The organism is Variovorax sp. YR266 (genome assembly GCF_900107295.1).
Classification (GTDB): domain Bacteria; phylum Pseudomonadota; class Gammaproteobacteria; order Burkholderiales; family Burkholderiaceae_C; genus Variovorax.
In genome coordinates this window covers 39322-56008 of the sequence record NZ_FNPM01000010.1, presented here as the reverse complement: position 1 = coordinate 56008, position 16687 = coordinate 39322, and the positions used below count along the sequence as shown (strand labels likewise).

Below are 16687 nucleotides of genomic sequence, written 5' to 3'. Positions count from 1 at the left end.
ACTCATTTTATGGCGGGCCTAGGATTCGCTGAATTCATTCAACCTGCCCGATCGGAACCACCCGCTCATGAACGACATCCGACGCCATCGTCTCGCGCGCGCCAGGAGCCTGGCATGCACCTTGGGGCTCGCGCTCGCCGCAGCGCATGCGGCCGCCGCGGCGTGGGTGCCCGAGCGTCCCATTCACCTGGTCTCGCCGAGTCCCCCGGGTGGGGGCACGGATGCCGTCTGCCGCCTGCTTGCGGCCAAACTGGGCGAGCAGGCCAAGTGGCAGGTCGTCGTCGACACCAAGCCCGGTGCCGGCAACAACATCGGCCTGGAGTTCGGCGCGAAGTCGCCGCCCGACGGCTACACCGCAGTGCTGGGCGAAACCAGCAACCTTGCGGTCAACCAGTTCCTCTACAAGAAGCTCAGCTTCGATCCCTCGAAGGACCTCGCGCCGGTTGCGCTGGTCGGCACGGGCGTGTCGGTGCTGGTGGTGAATGCCTCCAGCCCGTACGACAGCCTTGCTTCGCTGCTGGCGGGCTCGAAGAAGAAGCAACTTGCGTACGCATCGTCCGGCAACGGAACCGTCGGGCATCTGGTGGCCGAGAACCTGCGCGTGACGGCGGGAGCCAACGTTTTGCATGTGCCTTACAAGGGCGGTGGCCCGGCCATGACGGACATGCTGGGCGGGCAGGTCGACTTCTACATCTCCTCCCTCGTTTCGGCGCTGCCGCTCATCAAGGACCACAAGCTGCGGGCGCTCGCCGTGACTTCCGGAACAAGAGACGCGTCCCTGCCTGACGTTCCCACCTTCATCGAGAGCGGCTTCAAGGGCTTCGAGTACTACACGCTCTACGGCGTGGTGGTGCCTGCGAAGACACCGGAGAACATCGTCCGGACCATGAACACGGAGATCAACCGGGTGCTCGATTCGGCGGATGTCCGCGCCAACCTCGCCGCGCGCGGCATCTATGTGCGGACCGGAACGCCGGAAGCGTTCAATACATTCCTGAACAGCGAGAGAAGGAAATGGGCGGAGGTCGTGAAGGCGACCGGCGCAACTGCCGAATGACCCAAGACAGCATGTATCCGCCGGTGGACCTTCGCAGCGACACGGTGACGCTGCCCACAGAGCAGATGTACGACCGCATCGCTTCCGCTCCTCTCGGCGACGACGGGCTCGACGGTGACCCGACCGCGCTGGAGCTGGAGGCCGAGGCCGCCCGACTGCTGGGCAAGGAGGCCGCGCTGTATGTCCCGAGCGCAACGATGGCCAACCTCCTTGCCATCCTCGCCCAGGCCGGGCGGCAGGAAGTCGTGCTTGCCGAAGCGGCATCGCACATCTACGTGACCGAGCGCGGCGCGGCCGCGCTGACCGGGTCGTTCTATCAGGGCATTGCCGGCGTCGACGGCGCCATGGACCTGGGCTTGCTCGCGCAGGCCTTGGGGCCGGGCCGCAACAAGCTGCGCACCGGGCTCGTCTGTCTGGAGACTTCCCACAACAACGCCGGCGGGGCGGTGCTGCCGCTCACCCACATGCAGGCGGTGTTTGCAGTGGCCAGGGATGCGGGCGCTGCCGTCCACCTGGACGGCGCACGTTTGATGAATGCGGCAGTGGCACTGGGCGTGCCAGCTGCGGAGATCACGGCCTTTGCCGATACCGTTTCGCTGTGCCTTTCCAAGGGCCTGAGCGCGCCCATGGGGGCCGTGCTTGCCGGGCCGGCGGACACCATTCAGCGTGCCAGGTGGCACAGAAAGCTGCTCGGGGGCAGCCAGCGCCAGGTCGGGATCGCCGCGGCCGCGGGGCTGGTTGCCATCACCACCATGGTGGGCCGGCTTGCGGACGATCACACGGTCGCGCGCCGCCTCGCTCACGGGATCGGCCAGCTTCGTGGGCTTTCCGCCAACGAGCCGCAGACCAACATCGTGCAGGTCGACGTGAGCGCCACCGGGCTCGACGCGGCTCAGTGGGAAGCCGCGCTGCGCAAGCTGGGCGTGCTGGCCCGGACTTGGGGCAGGCACAAGCTGCGCTGCGTCACCCATCGTCATACGGGCGAGCGCGAAATTGACACGGCCCTGGAGGTTTTCAGGTCCGTCGCCGCGAGCGCTGCTGCTTGACTGTCCGGTGTGCTGGGGCTCAGGCCTCGGTCCACACCAGCCAGTCGCGCGTGGTACCGGCCCAGCTCACAGCGGCCGCGAGCAGCGTGCCGCCGAGCACATCGAGCAGCACGTGCTGTCGCGTTGCCAGCGTCGAGTAGACGATGCCGAAGGCCCACAGCAGGTTCAGTACGCGCAGCCATGTGGGCGCTTGCACGCTGCGCAGCTGGCGCTCCAGCAGCACGGCCGTGAGCACCGCGAACGCGACGTGCAGCGACGGAAATGCATTGCCCCCCACGTCGGTGGCCTTCAGAAACTGCAGAGCCGGGTACTGCGCCCAGTCGACCGCAAACACCGGCACCGTCGTAGGAAAGAGCCAGAACACCACGAGGCCGACGGCGGCCATGATGGCGGCGTCGCGCGCACAGGCCCAGAGCTCTGCCTTGTCCTTCGCGAAGGCCGGCGCCAGCGAGATGTAGAACCACAGTGAGCCGTAGAGCACCATCGCGTCGTCGCTCACGCCCACCCAGTGGTCGAGCCGCGTGAGCGGCATCACCATCGGCTGCGATGGTGGGTTGTGCATCACCCAGAAGTACACGACGAAGAAGCCCGAGATGCCGACGGTGGTGCCGATCATCTTCACCACCCAGAGCGTGGCGATCCGCTGGCCCAATGCCACGTACCAGGGTACGAAAGGGTGGAGGGAGGAAGTCGCCGGGCGGGAGGTCATGCAGTGCTCCAGCTTATGCAGCTGCATTGCGTGAACATTGCGCTTTCTGCAATGAGGCCTCTCCTAGAATGGCCCGCTTCTTTTTTGCACACAGCCCTTGCCGCACCCCTCATGAGAATCCTGCTCGTCGAAGACGAAGTCGACCTGGCGCAAGCCCTGGCCTCGGCGCTGCGGCAGAACCAGGCGGTGGTCGACGTGGCGAGTTCGCTGCGTGAGGCCGAGGAGGCAGCGTTGTCTGCGCAGCACGACGTGATCGTGCTCGACCGCGGCCTGCCCGATGGCGACGGCCTCTCGCTCGTGGCCTTCCTGCGGCAGAACGATATCGCCACAGCGGTGCTGGTGCTCACGGCCATGACCGACGTGGCCGAGCGCGTGCTGAGCCTCGACGGCGGTGCGGACGACTACCTCGCCAAGCCCTTCTCGATGGACGAGCTGATGGCGCGCGTGCGCGCACTGGCGCGACGCCCAGCAGTGCGCGCGAACCTCGTCATGACGCTCGGGCAGCTGCGCTTCGACCATCACACGCGGCAGGCCCATGTGGGCGATCTTTGCCTCACGCTGCCGCGACGCGAGCTGCTGGTGCTCGAGGCACTGCTCGAACACCGCGGCCGCACTGTGCTTCGCGAGGCCATGCAAGACCGTGTGTACGGCCACAAGGACGAGATCCAGTCGAACGCGCTCGACACGCATGTGTCGCGGCTGCGCTCCAAGCTCGACAAGGCCGGTGCGCAGGTGGAGATCCATGCGATCCGCGGTGTGGGCTACCTGATCTGCGCGGCCCGCATGGCGGCATGACATGACACTGAGCCTGCTCTCGCTGCGCTGGCGGCTGATCTGGAGCCTGATCCTGCTGCAGGTGGTGGTCGGCTCGCTGGTGATGGGCGGCTTTCTCGGGCTGGCCTGGGTGCTGGGCCGCGTGGTCGACGAGACCGGGCAGGAGACCGTCACAGTGATCCAGCGCGCGCTGGCGCGCGGCCCCGATGGGCAACTGGTGGTCGAGCCGACGGCGGAAGTGCAGCGCCTGCAGAAGGCCGACCCGCCGTTCTGGTTCATCGCGCGCGATGCCCACGGCTCGGAAGTACGCAGCGGCGACGTGCCGTCTGCCTATTCCAGGCTTTTCAACGCGCTCGGCGACATGGAGCGCATGGCCCTCAACCCCGAGGACGACAACACCCGGCCCAAGGCCCGCTTCGAGCGCGCGCAGACGCGTGCGGGCCTGGTGGCCGTGATGGTGCAGACCGGCGGCCCGCTGACGGTGAGGAACACGCTCAAGGGCACGGGCATCGCCTTTCTTTTCCTGGTGGCGCCGATGGCGCTGGTGACCTGCCTCGGCGTGATCCTGGCCACGCCCTTCGTGGTGAAGCGCGGCCTCAAGGGCGTGGTGGCTACGGCCGAGCATGCCGAGAGCATCGACGTGCACGAGCGCACCACGCGCCTGCCGCTGGCCAACGTGGCCAGCGAAATCCGCCCGCTGGTCAACGCCGTGAACCGCGCATTCGACCGGCTCAACGAAGGCTACGACCGGCAGGAGCGCTTCCTCGCTGACGCCGCACACGAGTTGCGCACGCCGATCACCACGCTGCAGATCCATCTCGAAGGACTGCAGGACGGCCCGCTCAAGGTCAAGCTGATGCAGGCCTCGGCGCGGCTCGCCACGCTGGCCGAGCAACTGCTCGACCTCCAGCGGCTGGACCACGTCGCGGTGCACGACCAGCAGCAGGTCGACCTGAAGGCGCTGTGCGAGCGCGTGGCGGGCGACATCGCGCCGCTGGCGATCATGAATCGTTGCACGCTGTCGGTCGATGCGCCGCAGCCGCTGTGGGTGCGCGGCGATGCGCCCTCGCTCGAACGCGCGCTGAGCAACCTGATCCAGAACGCGATCGAGCACGGCGGGCAGGGCTGCGACATCCAGGTGCGGCTGTGGGAGCCATCAGGCTTCGAGGTGCTCGACTCCGGGCCCGGCATTCCGGCAGCGGACCGCGAGCGCGTGGTGGCGCCGTTTCACCGGCTCGTGCCGCGCGGGCGCGGCGCGGGGCTCGGGCTGCATCTCGTGGCCGAGGTTGCGCGCCTGCACGGCGGGCAGCTCACGATCGGGTCGAGCGAATCGGGAGGCGCGAAGATGCGCCTGGAGCTGAACCTCGACGCATGAAGATCTTTCCGCCATGAACGCCATCGACCGGCTGCCCGAACCCACGAACCTCGCCGGCGCGCAAGCGCTCATCGCGCGCGTGCAGGCATTGCTCGATGCCGCAGGGCTTGCGATGCGCGCACCGCCGCCCGAGCCCACAACCTGCTGCGGTCGCGGCTGCAACGGCTGCGTGTGGGAAGGCTGGCTCGCCGCCGTGGCTTACTGGCGCGACGAGGCTTCGCTGCTGCTCGGTTGATGGCTCAGGCGATGCCGGCACCAAGGGCCATCACACGGCCTGCACGGCAAAGCCTTCGAGCGCAGCGGCCTACAACTCGAGCCGCTCCCAGTGCTTGTAAGCCCACTCGTATTTTCCGCATGCGTAGGACACCAGGGTGTCGACGGCCTGATCGGCGCTGACGGGCTCGGTGCTGCGGTAGTGCGCCCCGGTGGTGACCAACTGGTGCTCCAGATGAAAGCCCTTGGGATCGGCGAACACCTGCATGTACGTGCCGCCACGCAGTTCGATGACTGCGAACGCGTTCGCGTCGTCTTGCAGCAAGGGGACCCAGTGACGGATGTTGGCTTCGTTCGCCGGCTCCGCCACGCCGAAGTCGGGGCAATCGAGCATGGGCTGCTGGTACTCCGCGCCGATGTCGAAAAGAAGGTAGTCCTGCGCGGCGGGCGCACCGTTCCTGAATATGGCGATGAAGAAGCAATCGGGGATGCCGAGCGGAACATGAACCAGCAGTGCATCGTCCGCCTTGGAGCGGCGGGCGAAGACCTGCGCCAGCTCAGGAGTCTCCCATGCGTTCAATCGCAGGGGTTCACGAAGGCTGTGCACAAGCTCCACGGCACCGCGCTTGACCGCGTCGCTTGCGGCGTGATCCTCGGTGCCTCCCTCGAGAATGCCCAGGTACTCGTGGAGTTGAATGAGCCTCGAAGGAGGCAGCTTCGGTTTGCGAGAAAAGAACATCTGGATGTGGCTCCCATCGATCCGGCATTCTGTCGCAAGGCCGGGCAACCGCCGTTGGCCGTCAGTTGTCGTAGTTCGTGCCCGGCTCTTCGGTTCCGTCGAGATTCCAGAATCGCCACACGCCGACCTCCTGGCCCTCGCGATAGCGGCCCTCGGCTGCAGCCCGTCCGTCCGGATGGAAGTCGCGCCAAAGCCCATCCTCCTTGCCGTCGACGTACTGCCCTTCGGATGCAACCGTGCCATTCTCGTGATAAGCAACGAAGAGGCCGTGCCGAACCCATCGGGTCTTGTCGGGCGACAGCACCCTCGCGTAGCGGAACTTGATCGCTCCCGATTCGTAGGGAATCTCGGCGATGTTGAGGTCGGCTTCGGGGCTCATTCCTTGGTGTTGACGGGCGAATTTGCGAACATGCTGGTGCCCACCTGCGTGTTTCGCCTCGGACCACGGTTCGCTTCAGGGCTTACTGATTCTGCGAACCCCGGTGCGCCCAACCCGTGGTGTGCTTCTCGATCACGCTGAAGAGCTCGTACATCAGCATGGCCATTGCGCCCACCACCATCAGGCCCGCGAAGGCCAGGCCCATCTGCATGGCCGAGCCGGCGGAGATCAGCAGGTAGCCGATGCCTTCGTTGGCAGCGGTCATCTCGCTCACCGTGGTGCCGACAAAAGCCAGCGTGATCGCCACCTTCAGCGAGCCGAAGAAGTAGGGCATGGAGCGCGGCAGGCCGATCTTCATGAGCACGTCCCAGCGCTTGGCGCCGAGCACGCGCAGCACGTCTTCGAGCTCCGGCTCCAGCGTGGCGAGGCCGGTCGCGATGTTGACCATGATCGGGAAGAAGCTGATCAGAAAGGCCGTGAGAATCGCCGGCCCCACGCCGATGCCGAACCACACCACGAGGATAGGCACGAAGGCCGCCTTGGGCAGTGCGTTGAAGGCCGTCATCAGCGGATAGATCGCCGCGTACGCGATGCGCGAGCTGCCGATCACGAAGCCCAGCAGAACGCCCACCACGATCGCCAGGCCGAAGCCGGCCATCGTGACCCAGAAGGTGCGCCATGCGTGGCCCGCGATGATTTCCTTGTATTCCCAGAACTGCGTCCAGATGCGCCAGGGGCTCGGGAAGATGAAGTCCGAAACCTCGAAGCCAGCGCAGATGACCTGCCACAGGATGAGCACCGCGACCAGCAGCAGCCATGGCGACCAGCGTTCGATTTGCTTGGTGTTCTTCATGGTGCGCCCGCTCAGTGAGACACGGCCGCGGCCGTCTGCGCCGCGCTGATGCCGGTATTGCGGATGGCACCGATGTGCCCGCGCAGCTCCAGCACGATGTCGGTGAACTCTTTCGTGTAGGTGAGCTCGAGTTCGCGCGGACGCGGCAGGTCGATCTCGCGCTTGACCACGAAGCGCCCCGGGCTCTTGCTCATCACGTACACCGTGTCGGCGAGGAACACCGATTCGCGCAGGTCGTGCGTCACCAGGATCACGTTGAACTGCTGCTCGGTCCAGAGGTCGCGCAGGATGCACCACAGCTCTTCGCGCGTGAATGCGTCGAGCGCGCCGAAGGGCTCGTCGAGCAGCAGCATCTTGGGCTCGTGGATGAGCGCGCGGCAGATGCTCGCACGCTGCTGCATGCCGCCCGAGAGCTGCCACGGAAACTTGTCTTCATAGCCCGCAAGGCCCACCTTCTGCAGCAGCTTGCGTGCGCGCTCGACGTATTCCTTGCGCTTGGCCTTGAAGTTCGAGCGGTAGGGCTCGACGATTTCCAGCGGCAGCAGCACGTTGTCGACCGTGGTGCGCCACGGCAGCAGCGACGGCGCCTGAAAGGCCATGCCCGATATCTTGAGCGGCCCGGTCACCGGCTGGCCGTCGATGCGGATCCTGCCCATCGACGGCATCTTCAGCCCCGTGGTGAGCTTCATGAAGGTCGACTTGCCGCAGCCCGAGGGGCCGACGATGGCGATGAATTCGCCGCGCTTGACCTTCAGGTCGATGGCCTCGACCGCGAAGTGGTTGGCGCGCAGCAGCTCTTCGTTGTAGGCGAGCCAGACGTCCTGGAAGTCGACGAAGGGGGCAGCTGCGTCTTGCGATGCGTCCGCCATCACTTGCGCAGGATGTTCAGTTCAGCGGCGGGCGGCAGCAGCGAAGCGGTCCACACCGCGTCGGGGCTCACGCGCGTCTTGGTGTTGAAGGCGTCCGACACCTGCGAGGCCATCAGCGACATGCGGCCTGCGTTGACCGCGCCGAAGCCTTCGGCGCGTGCGTCAGGGCTGTTGATGACGGTGTCGATGGCCAGTTGCAGGCGGCGGGTTTCGAGCTTGCTGTCGATGATGCCGTCGCGCGCCTTCACCGATTCGATGGCCACGGCCGGGTTGGCAATGACTTCCTTCGCGCCCTTGGCAAAGGCCGAGAGGAATTTCTTCACCGCCGCCGGGTTCTCCTTGATGAGCTTGGGCGAGGCGATGATGACGTTGCCGTACAGCTTCACGCCGTAGTCGGGGTAGGGCAGCACCACCACGTCGGCCGTCTTGGCGCCGCGCGCCTCGAGGTTGAGCAGCGAGGTGAAGGTGAAGCCGGTGATGGCGTCGATGTCGCCGCGCATCAGCATGGTTTCGCGCAGCGTCGGGTCCATGGCGGTCCAGTTGACGGCGCCGATGTTGTTGGCCTTGGCGAAGATCGGGAACGCGCGGCGGCCTGCGTCGAACACCGGCGCGCCCAGCTTCTTGCCGGCTAGGTCGGCCGGCTTGGTGATGCCGCTCTTCTTGAGCGCCATGACCGAGGCCGGCGTGTTGTTGTAGACCATCATCACCGCGACCGGCTTGTTGGGGCTGTCGGGGTTGTTGGCGTGAAATTCCATCAGCGCCGCGAGGTCGGCAAAGCCCATGTCGTAGGCACCCGACGCCACGCGCGTGACGGTGCCGCCCGAGCCGTTGCCCGCGTCGATGGTCACGTCGAGCCCGGCCGCCTTGAAGTAGCCCTTGGCCGCGGGGTGCAGGAACAGCGCGGCCGGTCCTTCGAAACGCCAGTCGAGCTGGAACTTGATCGGCGTCGGGCTCTGTGCAAGGGCCGGTGTGAGGCCGAAGCAGATGGCCGAGGCGGCGAGGAAGGACTGGAGCAGTTGGCGCTTGTTCATGCGGAGATCGATCCGTTAGGGGAAGGTGAATGCTTCGGCATTCAAGCAAAAACGGTGCCCGCACGCGATTGGTGCGAACCCTTCCAGTGGATCGAGACGGTGCGCCTTTGCACCCCTCAAATGCAAAAACGCGGCGAGGCCGCGTTTTTGGCACCGAAGGCGGGCAAAAACACCCACCGACTGAAGGCTCTTACTTGTCCACCGTGACCTTCGCCACCGCCAGCGCCGTCATGTTGATGATGCGGCGCACCGTCGACGACGGCGTCAGCACGTGCGCCGAGCTCGCGGCGCCCAGCAGCACCGGGCCGACGGTGATGCCGTTGGCACCCGTCATCTTCAGCACGTTGTAGAGGATGTGCGCCGAGTCGAGGTTCGGGCACACCAGCAGGTTGGCTTCGCCGCTCAGCGTGGTCTCGGGCAGGGCGGTGCGGCGGATTTCTTCCGACAGCGCCGCGTCGCCGTGCATTTCGCCGTCGCATTCGATGTCGGGCGCCATCTGCGCGAACAGGTCGCGCGCCAGCCGCATCTTGCGGGCCGAGCCGCGGCTGGAGGTGCCGTAGTTCGAGTGCGACAGGAAGGCCACCTTCGGCGGCAGGCCGAAGCGGCGCACTTCCTCGGCGGCCATCAGCGCGATGCTGGCCAGCAACTCAGCGCTGGGGTCTTCGTTCACGTTGGTGTCGGTGATGAACACCGTGCGCTTGTCGAGCGTGAGCGCGTTCAGCGTTGCGAAGCCTGGCGCGCCGCGCTTCAGGCCGATCAGGTTGCGGATGTGCTCCAGGTGCACGTCGAAGCGCCCGACCAGGCCGCAGATCATGGCGTCGGCGTCGCCCAGGTGCATCATCAGCGCGGCGATGGTGGTGTTCGAGCGGCGCACCATCGTCTTGGCGGCCTCCGGCGTCACGCCGCGGCGGCCCATGAGCTTGTGGAAGCTTTCCCAGTAGATGCGGAAGCGCGGATCGTCCTCGGGGTCGACGATCTCGAAGTCGATGCCCGTACGGATGTGCAGGCCGGCCTTCTTGATGCGCGCCTCGATCACTGCGGGGCGGCCCACCAGGATGGGCTTGGCCAGGCCTTCGTCCACGGCCCACTGGGCGGCGCGCAGCACGCGCTCGTCTTCGCCTTCGGCGTAGGCCACGCGCTTGGCGGTGGCGATCTTGGCGGCGCTGAACACCGGGCGCATGAACATGCCGGTCTGGTAGACGAAGCGCGTCAGGTGCTGGCGGTAGGCGTCCATGTCTTCGATCGGGCGCGAGGCCACGCCCGAGGCGGCGGCAGCCTTGGCCACGGCCGGCGCAATGCGCAGGATCAGGCGCGAGTCGAAGGGCTTCGGAATGATGTAGTCGGGGCCGAAGGCCAGCTCCTGGCCGGCGTAGGCGGTGGCCACCTCTTCGCTGATGTCGGCCTTGGTCAGGTCGGCGATCTCGCGAACGCAGGCCAGCTTCATTTCTTCCGTGATCTTGCTGGCGCCGCAATCGAGCGCGCCGCGGAAGATGTACGGGAAGCACAGCACGTTGTTGACCTGGTTCGGGTAGTCCGAACGGCCCGTGGCAATGATGCAGTCCGGCCGCACGGCCTTGGCCAGCTCGGGGCGGATTTCAGGCTCGGGGTTGGCCAGCGCCAGGATGATGGGCTGCGTGCCCATGGTCTTGACCATATCGGCCGTCATCACGCCCGGGGCCGAGCAGCCCAGGAACACATCGGCGTCCTTCACCACGTCGGCCAGGGTGCGGGCGCCGGTGTCTTTCTGGGCGTAGCGTGCCTTCGATTCGTCGAAGCCGCCCGCGCGGCCCATGTAGATCAGGCCCTTGGAGTCGCAGGCGTAGATGTTGGCGGGCTTGGCGCCCAGGCCCACCATCACGTCGAGGCAGGCGATGGCGGCGGCGCCGGCGCCCGAGACGGCGATCTTCACGTCCTCGATCTTCTTGCCGACCAGCTCCAGGCCGTTGAGCAGCGCGGCGGCCGAGATGATGGCCGTGCCGTGCTGGTCGTCGTGGAACACCGGAATGTTCATGCGCTCGCGCAGCTTCTTCTCGATGTAGAAGCACTCGGGCGCCTTGATGTCTTCGAGGTTGATGCCGCCCAGCGTGGGCTCCAGCGCCGCGATGATGTCGACCAGCTTGTCGGGGTCGTTCTCGGCCAGCTCGATGTCGAACACGTCGATGCCGGCGAATTTCTTGAACAGGCAGCCCTTGCCTTCCATCACCGGCTTGGCGGCCAGCGGGCCGATGTTGCCCAGGCCGAGCACGGCCGTGCCGTTGGTGATGACGCCCACGAGATTGCCGCGCGCGGTGTATTCGGAGGCCGTGGCCGGATCCGCGGCGATGTCGAGACAGGGGTACGCCACGCCCGGCGAATAGGCCAGCGACAGGTCGCGCTGGTTCAGCAGGGGCTTGGTCGGGGTGATCGAGATCTTGCCCTTGACGGGCGAGCGGTGGTATTCGCGCGCTGCCTCGCGAAGTGCTTCTTCTGCAGGGGAAAGGGGTGCAGCCATGAAAGTCTCCTTGTTTCTGACGGGCAATGAGGCTACCGCAAAAGCGTGGCCTCTTCTTACAGGGTGAATGCCGAAAACGCCTGGATCTATATCTTTAGCTTGATAAGTAGGGCTGGCCGGTTCGCTAAACTGCAGATCGTTACCTACGGTTAACAGGGTATTGGCCGGGGAATCTCCAACAACGACAAAACCAATGAGGGGCAACAGCGCATGACATCCGGACCTTTCACCAGCAACGACCCCGATGTCGTGGTCATCGGCGGCGGCCCTTCGGGCTCCACGGTGGCCGCGCTGCTCGCGGACAAGGGGCACGACGTGGTGCTCATCGAGAAGGCGCAGCATCCGCGCTTTCACATCGGCGAATCGCTGCTGCCGATGAACATGCCGCTGTTCGACCGGCTGGGCGTGCGCACCGAGGTCGAGGCCATCGGCATCCGCAAGCACGGCGCCGAGTTCGTCTCGCCCTGGCATGACCACACCAGCCACTTTCACTTTGCCGAGGCGATGGACAAGAGCTTTCCGTACGCGGTGCACGTGCGCCGCTCGGAGTTCGACGAACTGCTGTTCCGCCATGCCGGCAATCGCGGCGCGCGCACCTTCGAGGGCCAGCGCGTCACAGGCGTGGACATGGAGGCCGGCAAGGGCACGCCAGACAACCGCCCGCTGGTCAAGGTCAAGGCCGACGACGGCACCGAGACTGCCTGGCGCCCACGCTTCGTGATCGACGCGAGCGGACGCGACACCCTGCTGTCGAACCAGTTCGACGCCAAGCGCCGCAACCGCAAGCACGCCAGCGCCGCGCTGTTCGGCCACTTCGCCAACGCCGAGCGCCGGCCGGGCCGCTTCGAGGGCAACATCACGCTGTTCTGGTTCGACCACGGCTGGTTCTGGTACATCCCGCTGAAGGACGGCACCGTGAGCGTCGGCGCGGTGGCTTCGCCCGCGTACTTCAAGAACCGCAAGGGCACGCTCGAAGAATTCCTGATGGAAACCATCGCGCTCGCGCCCAAGCTGGCCGAGCGCCTGAAGAACGCCACGCTGATGGAAGGCGCCACCTCCACCGGCAACTACGCCTACGACTCCGCGTTCTGCCGCGGCGACCGCTTCATGATGGTGGGCGACGCCTACGCCTTCGTCGACCCGATGTTCTCCTCGGGCGTGTACCTGGCGATGAACAGCGGCTTCGAGGCCGCCACCGCGGCCGACCACTGGCTCAAGGGCGAGGCGAAGGAAGCCGAAAAGGCCTTCCGCCACTACGAGAAGGTGATGAAGCGCGGGCCGCAGATGTTCTCGTGGTTCATCTACCGCATTACCTCGCCGGCCATCCGCCGTCTGTTCATGAACCCGCGCAATGTCTGGCGGATGCAGGAGGCGCTGCTGTCCATCCTGGCCGGTGACCTGTTCCGCAACACTCCCATCGGCCCGCGCTTCTGGGGCTTCAAGGTGACGTACTACGCGTCGTGCCTGGGCATCCTGCCGCAGGCCATCAAGACCTGGGCATGGCGCCGGCGCAACCTCAAAGAGTCTCTGGAGGCTGCTGCGAAACCCTGAGGCTCAGTCAGGAGTGACGGTGTGCTGGGCGAGCGCTTCCAAAGCCCGCACCAGCGCCGAGTGGTCGAGCTGGCCGTAGCCCAGCGCCGCACACGCATTCATCAGCTGCGCGGCTCCCGCTGTCTGCGGCAGCGACACGCCCAGCGAGCGCGCGCTCTGCATGGCGAGGTTCAGGTCCTTCTGGTGCAGTGCGATGCGGAAGCCCGGCGCGAAGGTGCGCTTGATCATCCGCTCGCCATGCACTTCGAGGATGCGCGAGCTGGCGAAGCCGCCCATCAGCGCCTGGCGCACCTTGGCCGGATCGGCGCCGGCCTTGGAGGCGAACACCAGCGCCTCGCCCACGGCCGCGATGTTCAGCGCCACGATGATCTGGTTGGCCACCTTGCAGACCTGGCCGTCGCCAGCACCGCCCACCAGCGTCACGTTCTTGCCCATCTTGTCGAGCAGCGGCTTCACGCGCTCGAAGGTGCCTTCGTCGCCGCCGCACATGATCGTGAGGCTGGCGGCCTTGGCGCCCACTTCGCCGCCGGAGACAGGCGCGTCGATGTAGCCGGCGCCGAGCGCGATGATGCGCTTGGCGAAGCCCTTGGTGGCAATCGGGTCGATGGAGCTGCAGTCCACCACGATCTTGCCGCGCGAATCCTTCAGGCCCTCGGCCACGCCTTGCGTGCCCGGCTCGCCGAACAGCACCTTTTCGACGTCGGGCGTGTCCGGCACCATGATGAAGATGATGTCGGCCTGGCGCGCCACCTCGGCGGCCGAGGCGCAGATCGTGGCCTTCGAGATGAAAGGCTCGGGCGTGTTGCCCTGCGTGTTCACGAATAGCTGGTGACCCGCGTCGAGCAGGTGGCCCGCCATGGGCGCACCCATGATGCCGAGGCCGATGAATCCGATTTTTTGTTGGGTCGTCATGTCTCTGGTTTCCTTATCCGATGTTCTCGAGGTTCGCGATGTTCATTGCTTCTGCGTGAGCGCCTGGCGCCAGCCGAGGCCTTCCACGGTGGTCGCGCGGGGCTTGTATTCGCAGCCGATCCAACCGTCGTAGCCGAGCGAATCGATGTGCTTGAACAGCCATGGGTAGTTGATTTCGCCCGTGCCCGGCTCGCCGCGGCCCGGGTTGTCGGCCAGCTGGATGTGGCCGATCTGCGCGAGGTGCTTCGTGAGCGTGTTGCCCAGCTCGCCTTCCATGCGCTGCGCGTGGTAGATGTCGTATTGCACGCGCAGGTTGGCCGAGCCGACTTCTTCGATCAGCACCAGTGCCTGCTCGGTGCGCGTGAGAAAGAAGCCCGGAATGTCGAAGGTGTTGATGGGCTCGATCAGCAGGCGCAAACCTGCCGCTTCGAGTTCGCGCGCGGCAAGGCGGAGGTTGTCGACAACCGTCTTGTGCGCAAGCTCCCTGCTCACGCCGGCCGGCACCTTGCCCACGAGGCAGTTGACCTGCGGGCAGCCGAGCGCCGTCGCGTAGTCGATCGCCACGCCGATGCCTTCGGCGAACTCGCCCGTGCGGTCGGGGTGGCAGGCGATGCCGCGCTCGCCCTTGTCCCAGTCGCCAGCCGGCAGGTTGTGCAGCACCTGCCGCAGGCCGTTGTCGCGCAGGGCGGCGGCAAGCTCCTTCTTCTCGAAGGGGTAGGGGAAGAGGTACTCCACCCCTTCGAAGCCCGCCTTGGCGGCGGCCTCGAAGCGCTGCATGAAAGGCAGCTCGGTGAAGAGCATCGTGAGATTGGCTGCGAACTTTGGCATGTCGTTTTTCTTTCTTGCAGTCTCAATCCAGCATGGCCGCGACGGCGGTCGGCGCATCGGCGATGGTCTCGGCCAGCGGCTCGAATTCGGTGATGTTGTCGATCTCGGTGCCCATCGCGATGTTGGTCACGCGCTCGAGCATCACTTCGATCACCACCGGCACGCTGAACTCCGACATCAGCGCCTCGGCGCGGCGGATGGCCGGCGCGATCTCTTCCTGCTTGTTCACGCGAATGGCCTTGCAGCCCAGGCCCTCGACCACTTTCAGGTGGTCCACGCCGTAGCTGCTTTCGATGCCTGCATCGGGGCCCGCGTTGATGTTGTCGAAGGCGAGCTGTACGCAGTAGTCCATCTCGAAGCCGCGCTGCGCCTGGCGGATCAGGCCGAGGTAGGAGTTGTTCACCACGATGTGGATGTACGGCAGCTTGAACTGCGCGCCCACGGCCAGCTCTTCGATCATGAACTGGAAGTCGTAGTCGCCCGAGAGCGCGACGATCTTGCGCGTCGGGTCGGCGGCACGCACGCCCAGCGCGGCGGGAATGGTCCAGCCCAGCGGGCCGGCCTGCCCGCAGTTGATCCAGTGGCGCGGGTTGTACACGTGCAGGAACTGCGCGGCCGCGATCTGCGAGAGCCCGATGGTGCTCACGTAGCAGGTGTCGTTGCTGAAGTTGTTGTTCATGCACTGGTACACGCGCTGCGGCTTCATCGGCACGTCGTCGAAATTGGTCTTGCGCAGCATGGTCTTCTTGCGCTCGATGCATTGCTTGGCCCAGCCGCGGCGGTCGGGCAGGCGGCCTGCGGCCTTCATTTCCTCCGCCACTTCAACGAAGAGTTCGAGCGCGGCCTTGGCGTCCGAGACGATGCCGAAGTCCGGCGTGAACACGCGGCCGATCTGCGTGGGTTCGATGTCCACGTGCACGAAGGTGCGACCCTTGGTGTAGACATCGACCGAGCCCGTGTGGCGGTTGGCCCAGCGGTTGCCGATGCCCAGCACGAAGTCGCTCGCCAGCATCGTTGCGTTGCCGTAGCGGTGGCTGGTCTGCAGGCCGCACATGCCGGCCATCAGCGGATGGTCGTCAGGGATCGCGCCCCAGCCCATCAGCGTGGGAATCACCGGCACGCCGGTAGCTTCGGCAAAGCGCACCAGCAGGTCGGCCGCATCTGCGTTGATGACGCCGCCGCCGGCCACGATCAGCGGGCGCTCGGCCGCATTCAGCATGCCGATGGCTTTTTCGATCTGGGCGCGCGTGGCGGCCGGCTTGTAGGGCTTGAGCGGTTCGTAGCTGTCGATGTCGAATTCGATCTGCGCCATCTGCACGTCGAAGGGCAGGTCGATCAGCACCGGGCCCGGGCGGCCCGAGCGCATCAGGTGAAAGGCCTGCTGGAACACCTGCGGCACCTGGCCCGGCTCGCGCACCGTGACCGACCACTTGGTGACGGGCTTGGAGATCGACTCGATGTCGACCGCCTGGAAGTCTTCCTTGTAGAGCCGCGCGCGCGGCGCCTGGCCGGTGATGCAGAGAATGGGGATCGAATCGGCCCAGGCCGAGTACAGGCCCGTGATCATGTCCGTGCCCGCCGGGCCCGAGGTGCCGATGCACACGCCGATGTTGCCGGCGATGGCACGGGTGTAGCCCTCGGCCATGTGCGAGGCGCCCTCGACGTGGCGCGCGAGGATGTGCGAGATGCTGCCGCGCTGGCGCAGCGCCGAATACATCGGGTTGATTGCCGCGCCCGGAACGCCGAAGGCCTGCGTCACGCCTTCTTTTTCCATCACCAGAACCGCGGCTTGCACCGCTGTCATCTTTGTCATTTGAGTCTCCTTGAGGTGGTCCCACTGTAGGAAGCGGGGGGCATTCG

At 66.1% G+C, this 16687-nt stretch carries 16 protein-coding genes; 6 read left to right on the top strand and 10 right to left on the bottom strand.

Annotated features, from left to right (window positions below):
• Positions 1-67: 67 nt before the first annotated feature.
• Both BLW48_RS24785 and BLW48_RS24780 read left to right on the top strand, forming a co-directional pair.
• Complete coding sequence (locus BLW48_RS24785) at positions 68-1057, top strand: tripartite tricarboxylate transporter substrate binding protein (protein ID WP_093178046.1); 990 nt, start codon at positions 68-70, stop codon at positions 1055-1057.
• Entirely contained in the window at positions 1054-2103 is a 1050-nt protein-coding gene (locus BLW48_RS24780; RefSeq protein WP_093178044.1) for a threonine aldolase family protein, read from the top strand. Before BLW48_RS24785 ends, BLW48_RS24780 begins: the two co-directional genes overlap by 4 nt.
• A 19-nt stretch (positions 2104-2122) precedes the next feature.
• Here the strand turns inward: BLW48_RS24780 and BLW48_RS24775 are convergent, their stop codons facing one another.
• Positions 2123-2812, bottom strand: a complete 690-nt coding sequence (locus tag BLW48_RS24775; RefSeq protein WP_256330903.1) for a phosphatase PAP2 family protein — start codon at positions 2810-2812, stop codon at positions 2123-2125.
• A gap of 111 nt (positions 2813-2923) precedes the next feature.
• On the opposite strand from BLW48_RS24775, the gene BLW48_RS24770 reads away from it, so the two are divergent.
• From BLW48_RS24770 to BLW48_RS24760, 3 genes are read left to right on the top strand one after another with little or no spacing between them, the layout of a single operon-like run.
• The gene (locus BLW48_RS24770; RefSeq protein WP_093178043.1) at positions 2924-3607 is read left to right on the top strand and encodes a response regulator; all 684 of its coding nucleotides are present in this window, start codon (positions 2924-2926) and stop codon (positions 3605-3607) included.
• A gap of 1 nt (position 3608) precedes the next feature.
• A complete protein-coding gene (locus BLW48_RS24765; protein WP_093178041.1) occupies positions 3609-4961 on the top strand; it encodes a sensor histidine kinase in 1353 nt (450 codons plus the stop codon).
• Between the two features lie 13 nt (positions 4962-4974).
• Positions 4975-5196 carry an oxidoreductase-like domain-containing protein gene (locus tag BLW48_RS24760; protein ID WP_093058118.1) on the top strand — a complete coding sequence of 74 codons (222 nt, stop codon included), beginning with the start codon at positions 4975-4977 and terminating at the stop codon, positions 5194-5196.
• 69 nt (positions 5197-5265) lie between these two features.
• Here the strand turns inward: BLW48_RS24760 and BLW48_RS24755 are convergent, their stop codons facing one another.
• The 6 genes from BLW48_RS24755 to BLW48_RS24730 form a co-directional block, all read right to left on the bottom strand.
• Positions 5266-5961, bottom strand: coding sequence for a hypothetical protein (locus tag BLW48_RS24755; protein WP_093178040.1), 696 nt, complete (start codon positions 5959-5961; stop codon positions 5266-5268).
• Positions 5962-5974: 13 nt separating this feature from the next.
• Positions 5975-6292 carry a toxin-antitoxin system YwqK family antitoxin gene (locus tag BLW48_RS24750; protein WP_093178038.1) on the bottom strand — a complete coding sequence of 106 codons (318 nt, stop codon included), beginning with the start codon at positions 6290-6292 and terminating at the stop codon, positions 5975-5977.
• 82 nt (positions 6293-6374) lie between these two features.
• Positions 6375-7145: an ABC transporter permease gene (locus tag BLW48_RS24745; RefSeq protein WP_093058140.1), complete on the bottom strand. Its 771-nt coding sequence runs from the start codon at positions 7143-7145 to the stop codon at positions 6375-6377.
• An 11-nt stretch (positions 7146-7156) separates the two neighbouring features.
• Positions 7157-8014 (bottom strand): ABC transporter ATP-binding protein, encoded by an 858-nt coding sequence (locus tag BLW48_RS24740; protein WP_093058141.1) that lies wholly within the window; start codon positions 8012-8014, stop codon positions 7157-7159.
• On the bottom strand, positions 8014-9045 hold the full coding sequence (locus tag BLW48_RS24735) for an ABC transporter substrate-binding protein (protein ID WP_093058142.1): 1032 nt from the start codon (positions 9043-9045) through the stop codon (positions 8014-8016). Before BLW48_RS24735 ends, BLW48_RS24740 begins: the two co-directional genes overlap by 1 nt.
• Before the next feature lie 190 nt (positions 9046-9235).
• Positions 9236-11536, bottom strand: coding sequence for an NADP-dependent malic enzyme (locus tag BLW48_RS24730; RefSeq protein WP_093080533.1), 2301 nt, complete (start codon positions 11534-11536; stop codon positions 9236-9238).
• 210 nt (positions 11537-11746) lie between these two features.
• On the opposite strand from BLW48_RS24730, the gene BLW48_RS24725 reads away from it, so the two are divergent.
• A complete protein-coding gene (locus tag BLW48_RS24725; protein WP_093080531.1) occupies positions 11747-13087 on the top strand; it encodes an NAD(P)/FAD-dependent oxidoreductase in 1341 nt (446 codons plus the stop codon).
• A 3-nt stretch (positions 13088-13090) separates the two neighbouring features.
• On the opposite strand, the gene BLW48_RS24720 is transcribed toward BLW48_RS24725, so the two are convergent.
• Genes BLW48_RS24720 through gcl form a run of 3 tightly spaced genes read right to left on the bottom strand, consistent with a single transcriptional unit; the run spans position 13091 to position 16640 of the window.
• A complete protein-coding gene (locus tag BLW48_RS24720) occupies positions 13091-13999 on the bottom strand; it encodes a 2-hydroxy-3-oxopropionate reductase (RefSeq protein WP_093178036.1) in 909 nt (302 codons plus the stop codon).
• A 42-nt stretch (positions 14000-14041) separates the two neighbouring features.
• On the bottom strand, positions 14042-14827 hold the full coding sequence (gene hyi / locus BLW48_RS24715) for a hydroxypyruvate isomerase (RefSeq protein WP_093178035.1): 786 nt from the start codon (positions 14825-14827) through the stop codon (positions 14042-14044).
• Between the two features lie 22 nt (positions 14828-14849).
• Positions 14850-16640, bottom strand: coding sequence for a glyoxylate carboligase (gene gcl, locus BLW48_RS24710; RefSeq protein ID WP_093178033.1), 1791 nt, complete (start codon positions 16638-16640; stop codon positions 14850-14852).
• Between the last annotated feature and the right edge of the window lie 47 nt (positions 16641-16687).

What these genes read in the sequence shown, in the direction of transcription:
- BLW48_RS24725 (WP_093080531.1), top strand. Translation starts at nt 11,747, where the DNA reads ATGACATCCGGACCTTTCACCAGCAACGACCCCGATGTCGTGGTCATC.
- BLW48_RS24765 (WP_093178041.1), top strand. Translation starts at nt 3,609, where the DNA reads ATGACACTGAGCCTGCTCTCGCTGCGCTGGCGGCTGATCTGGAGCCTG.
- gcl (WP_093178033.1), bottom strand. Translation starts at nt 16,640, where the DNA reads ATGACAAAGATGACAGCGGTGCAAGCCGCGGTTCTGGTGATGGAAAAA.
- BLW48_RS24750 (WP_093178038.1), bottom strand. Translation starts at nt 6,292, where the DNA reads ATGAGCCCCGAAGCCGACCTCAACATCGCCGAGATTCCCTACGAATCG.
- BLW48_RS24720 (WP_093178036.1), bottom strand. Translation starts at nt 13,999, where the DNA reads ATGACGACCCAACAAAAAATCGGATTCATCGGCCTCGGCATCATGGGT.
- BLW48_RS24760 (WP_093058118.1), top strand. Translation starts at nt 4,975, where the DNA reads ATGAACGCCATCGACCGGCTGCCCGAACCCACGAACCTCGCCGGCGCG.
- BLW48_RS24770 (WP_093178043.1), top strand. Translation starts at nt 2,924, where the DNA reads ATGAGAATCCTGCTCGTCGAAGACGAAGTCGACCTGGCGCAAGCCCTG.
- BLW48_RS24780 (WP_093178044.1), top strand. Translation starts at nt 1,054, where the DNA reads ATGACCCAAGACAGCATGTATCCGCCGGTGGACCTTCGCAGCGACACG.
- BLW48_RS24735 (WP_093058142.1), bottom strand. Translation starts at nt 9,045, where the DNA reads ATGAACAAGCGCCAACTGCTCCAGTCCTTCCTCGCCGCCTCGGCCATC.
- BLW48_RS24775 (WP_256330903.1), bottom strand. Translation starts at nt 2,812, where the DNA reads ATGACCTCCCGCCCGGCGACTTCCTCCCTCCACCCTTTCGTACCCTGG.
- BLW48_RS24740 (WP_093058141.1), bottom strand. Translation starts at nt 8,014, where the DNA reads ATGGCGGACGCATCGCAAGACGCAGCTGCCCCCTTCGTCGACTTCCAG.
- BLW48_RS24785 (WP_093178046.1), top strand. Translation starts at nt 68, where the DNA reads ATGAACGACATCCGACGCCATCGTCTCGCGCGCGCCAGGAGCCTGGCA.
- BLW48_RS24745 (WP_093058140.1), bottom strand. Translation starts at nt 7,145, where the DNA reads ATGAAGAACACCAAGCAAATCGAACGCTGGTCGCCATGGCTGCTGCTG.
- BLW48_RS24730 (WP_093080533.1), bottom strand. Translation starts at nt 11,536, where the DNA reads ATGGCTGCACCCCTTTCCCCTGCAGAAGAAGCACTTCGCGAGGCAGCG.
- hyi (WP_093178035.1), bottom strand. Translation starts at nt 14,827, where the DNA reads ATGCCAAAGTTCGCAGCCAATCTCACGATGCTCTTCACCGAGCTGCCT.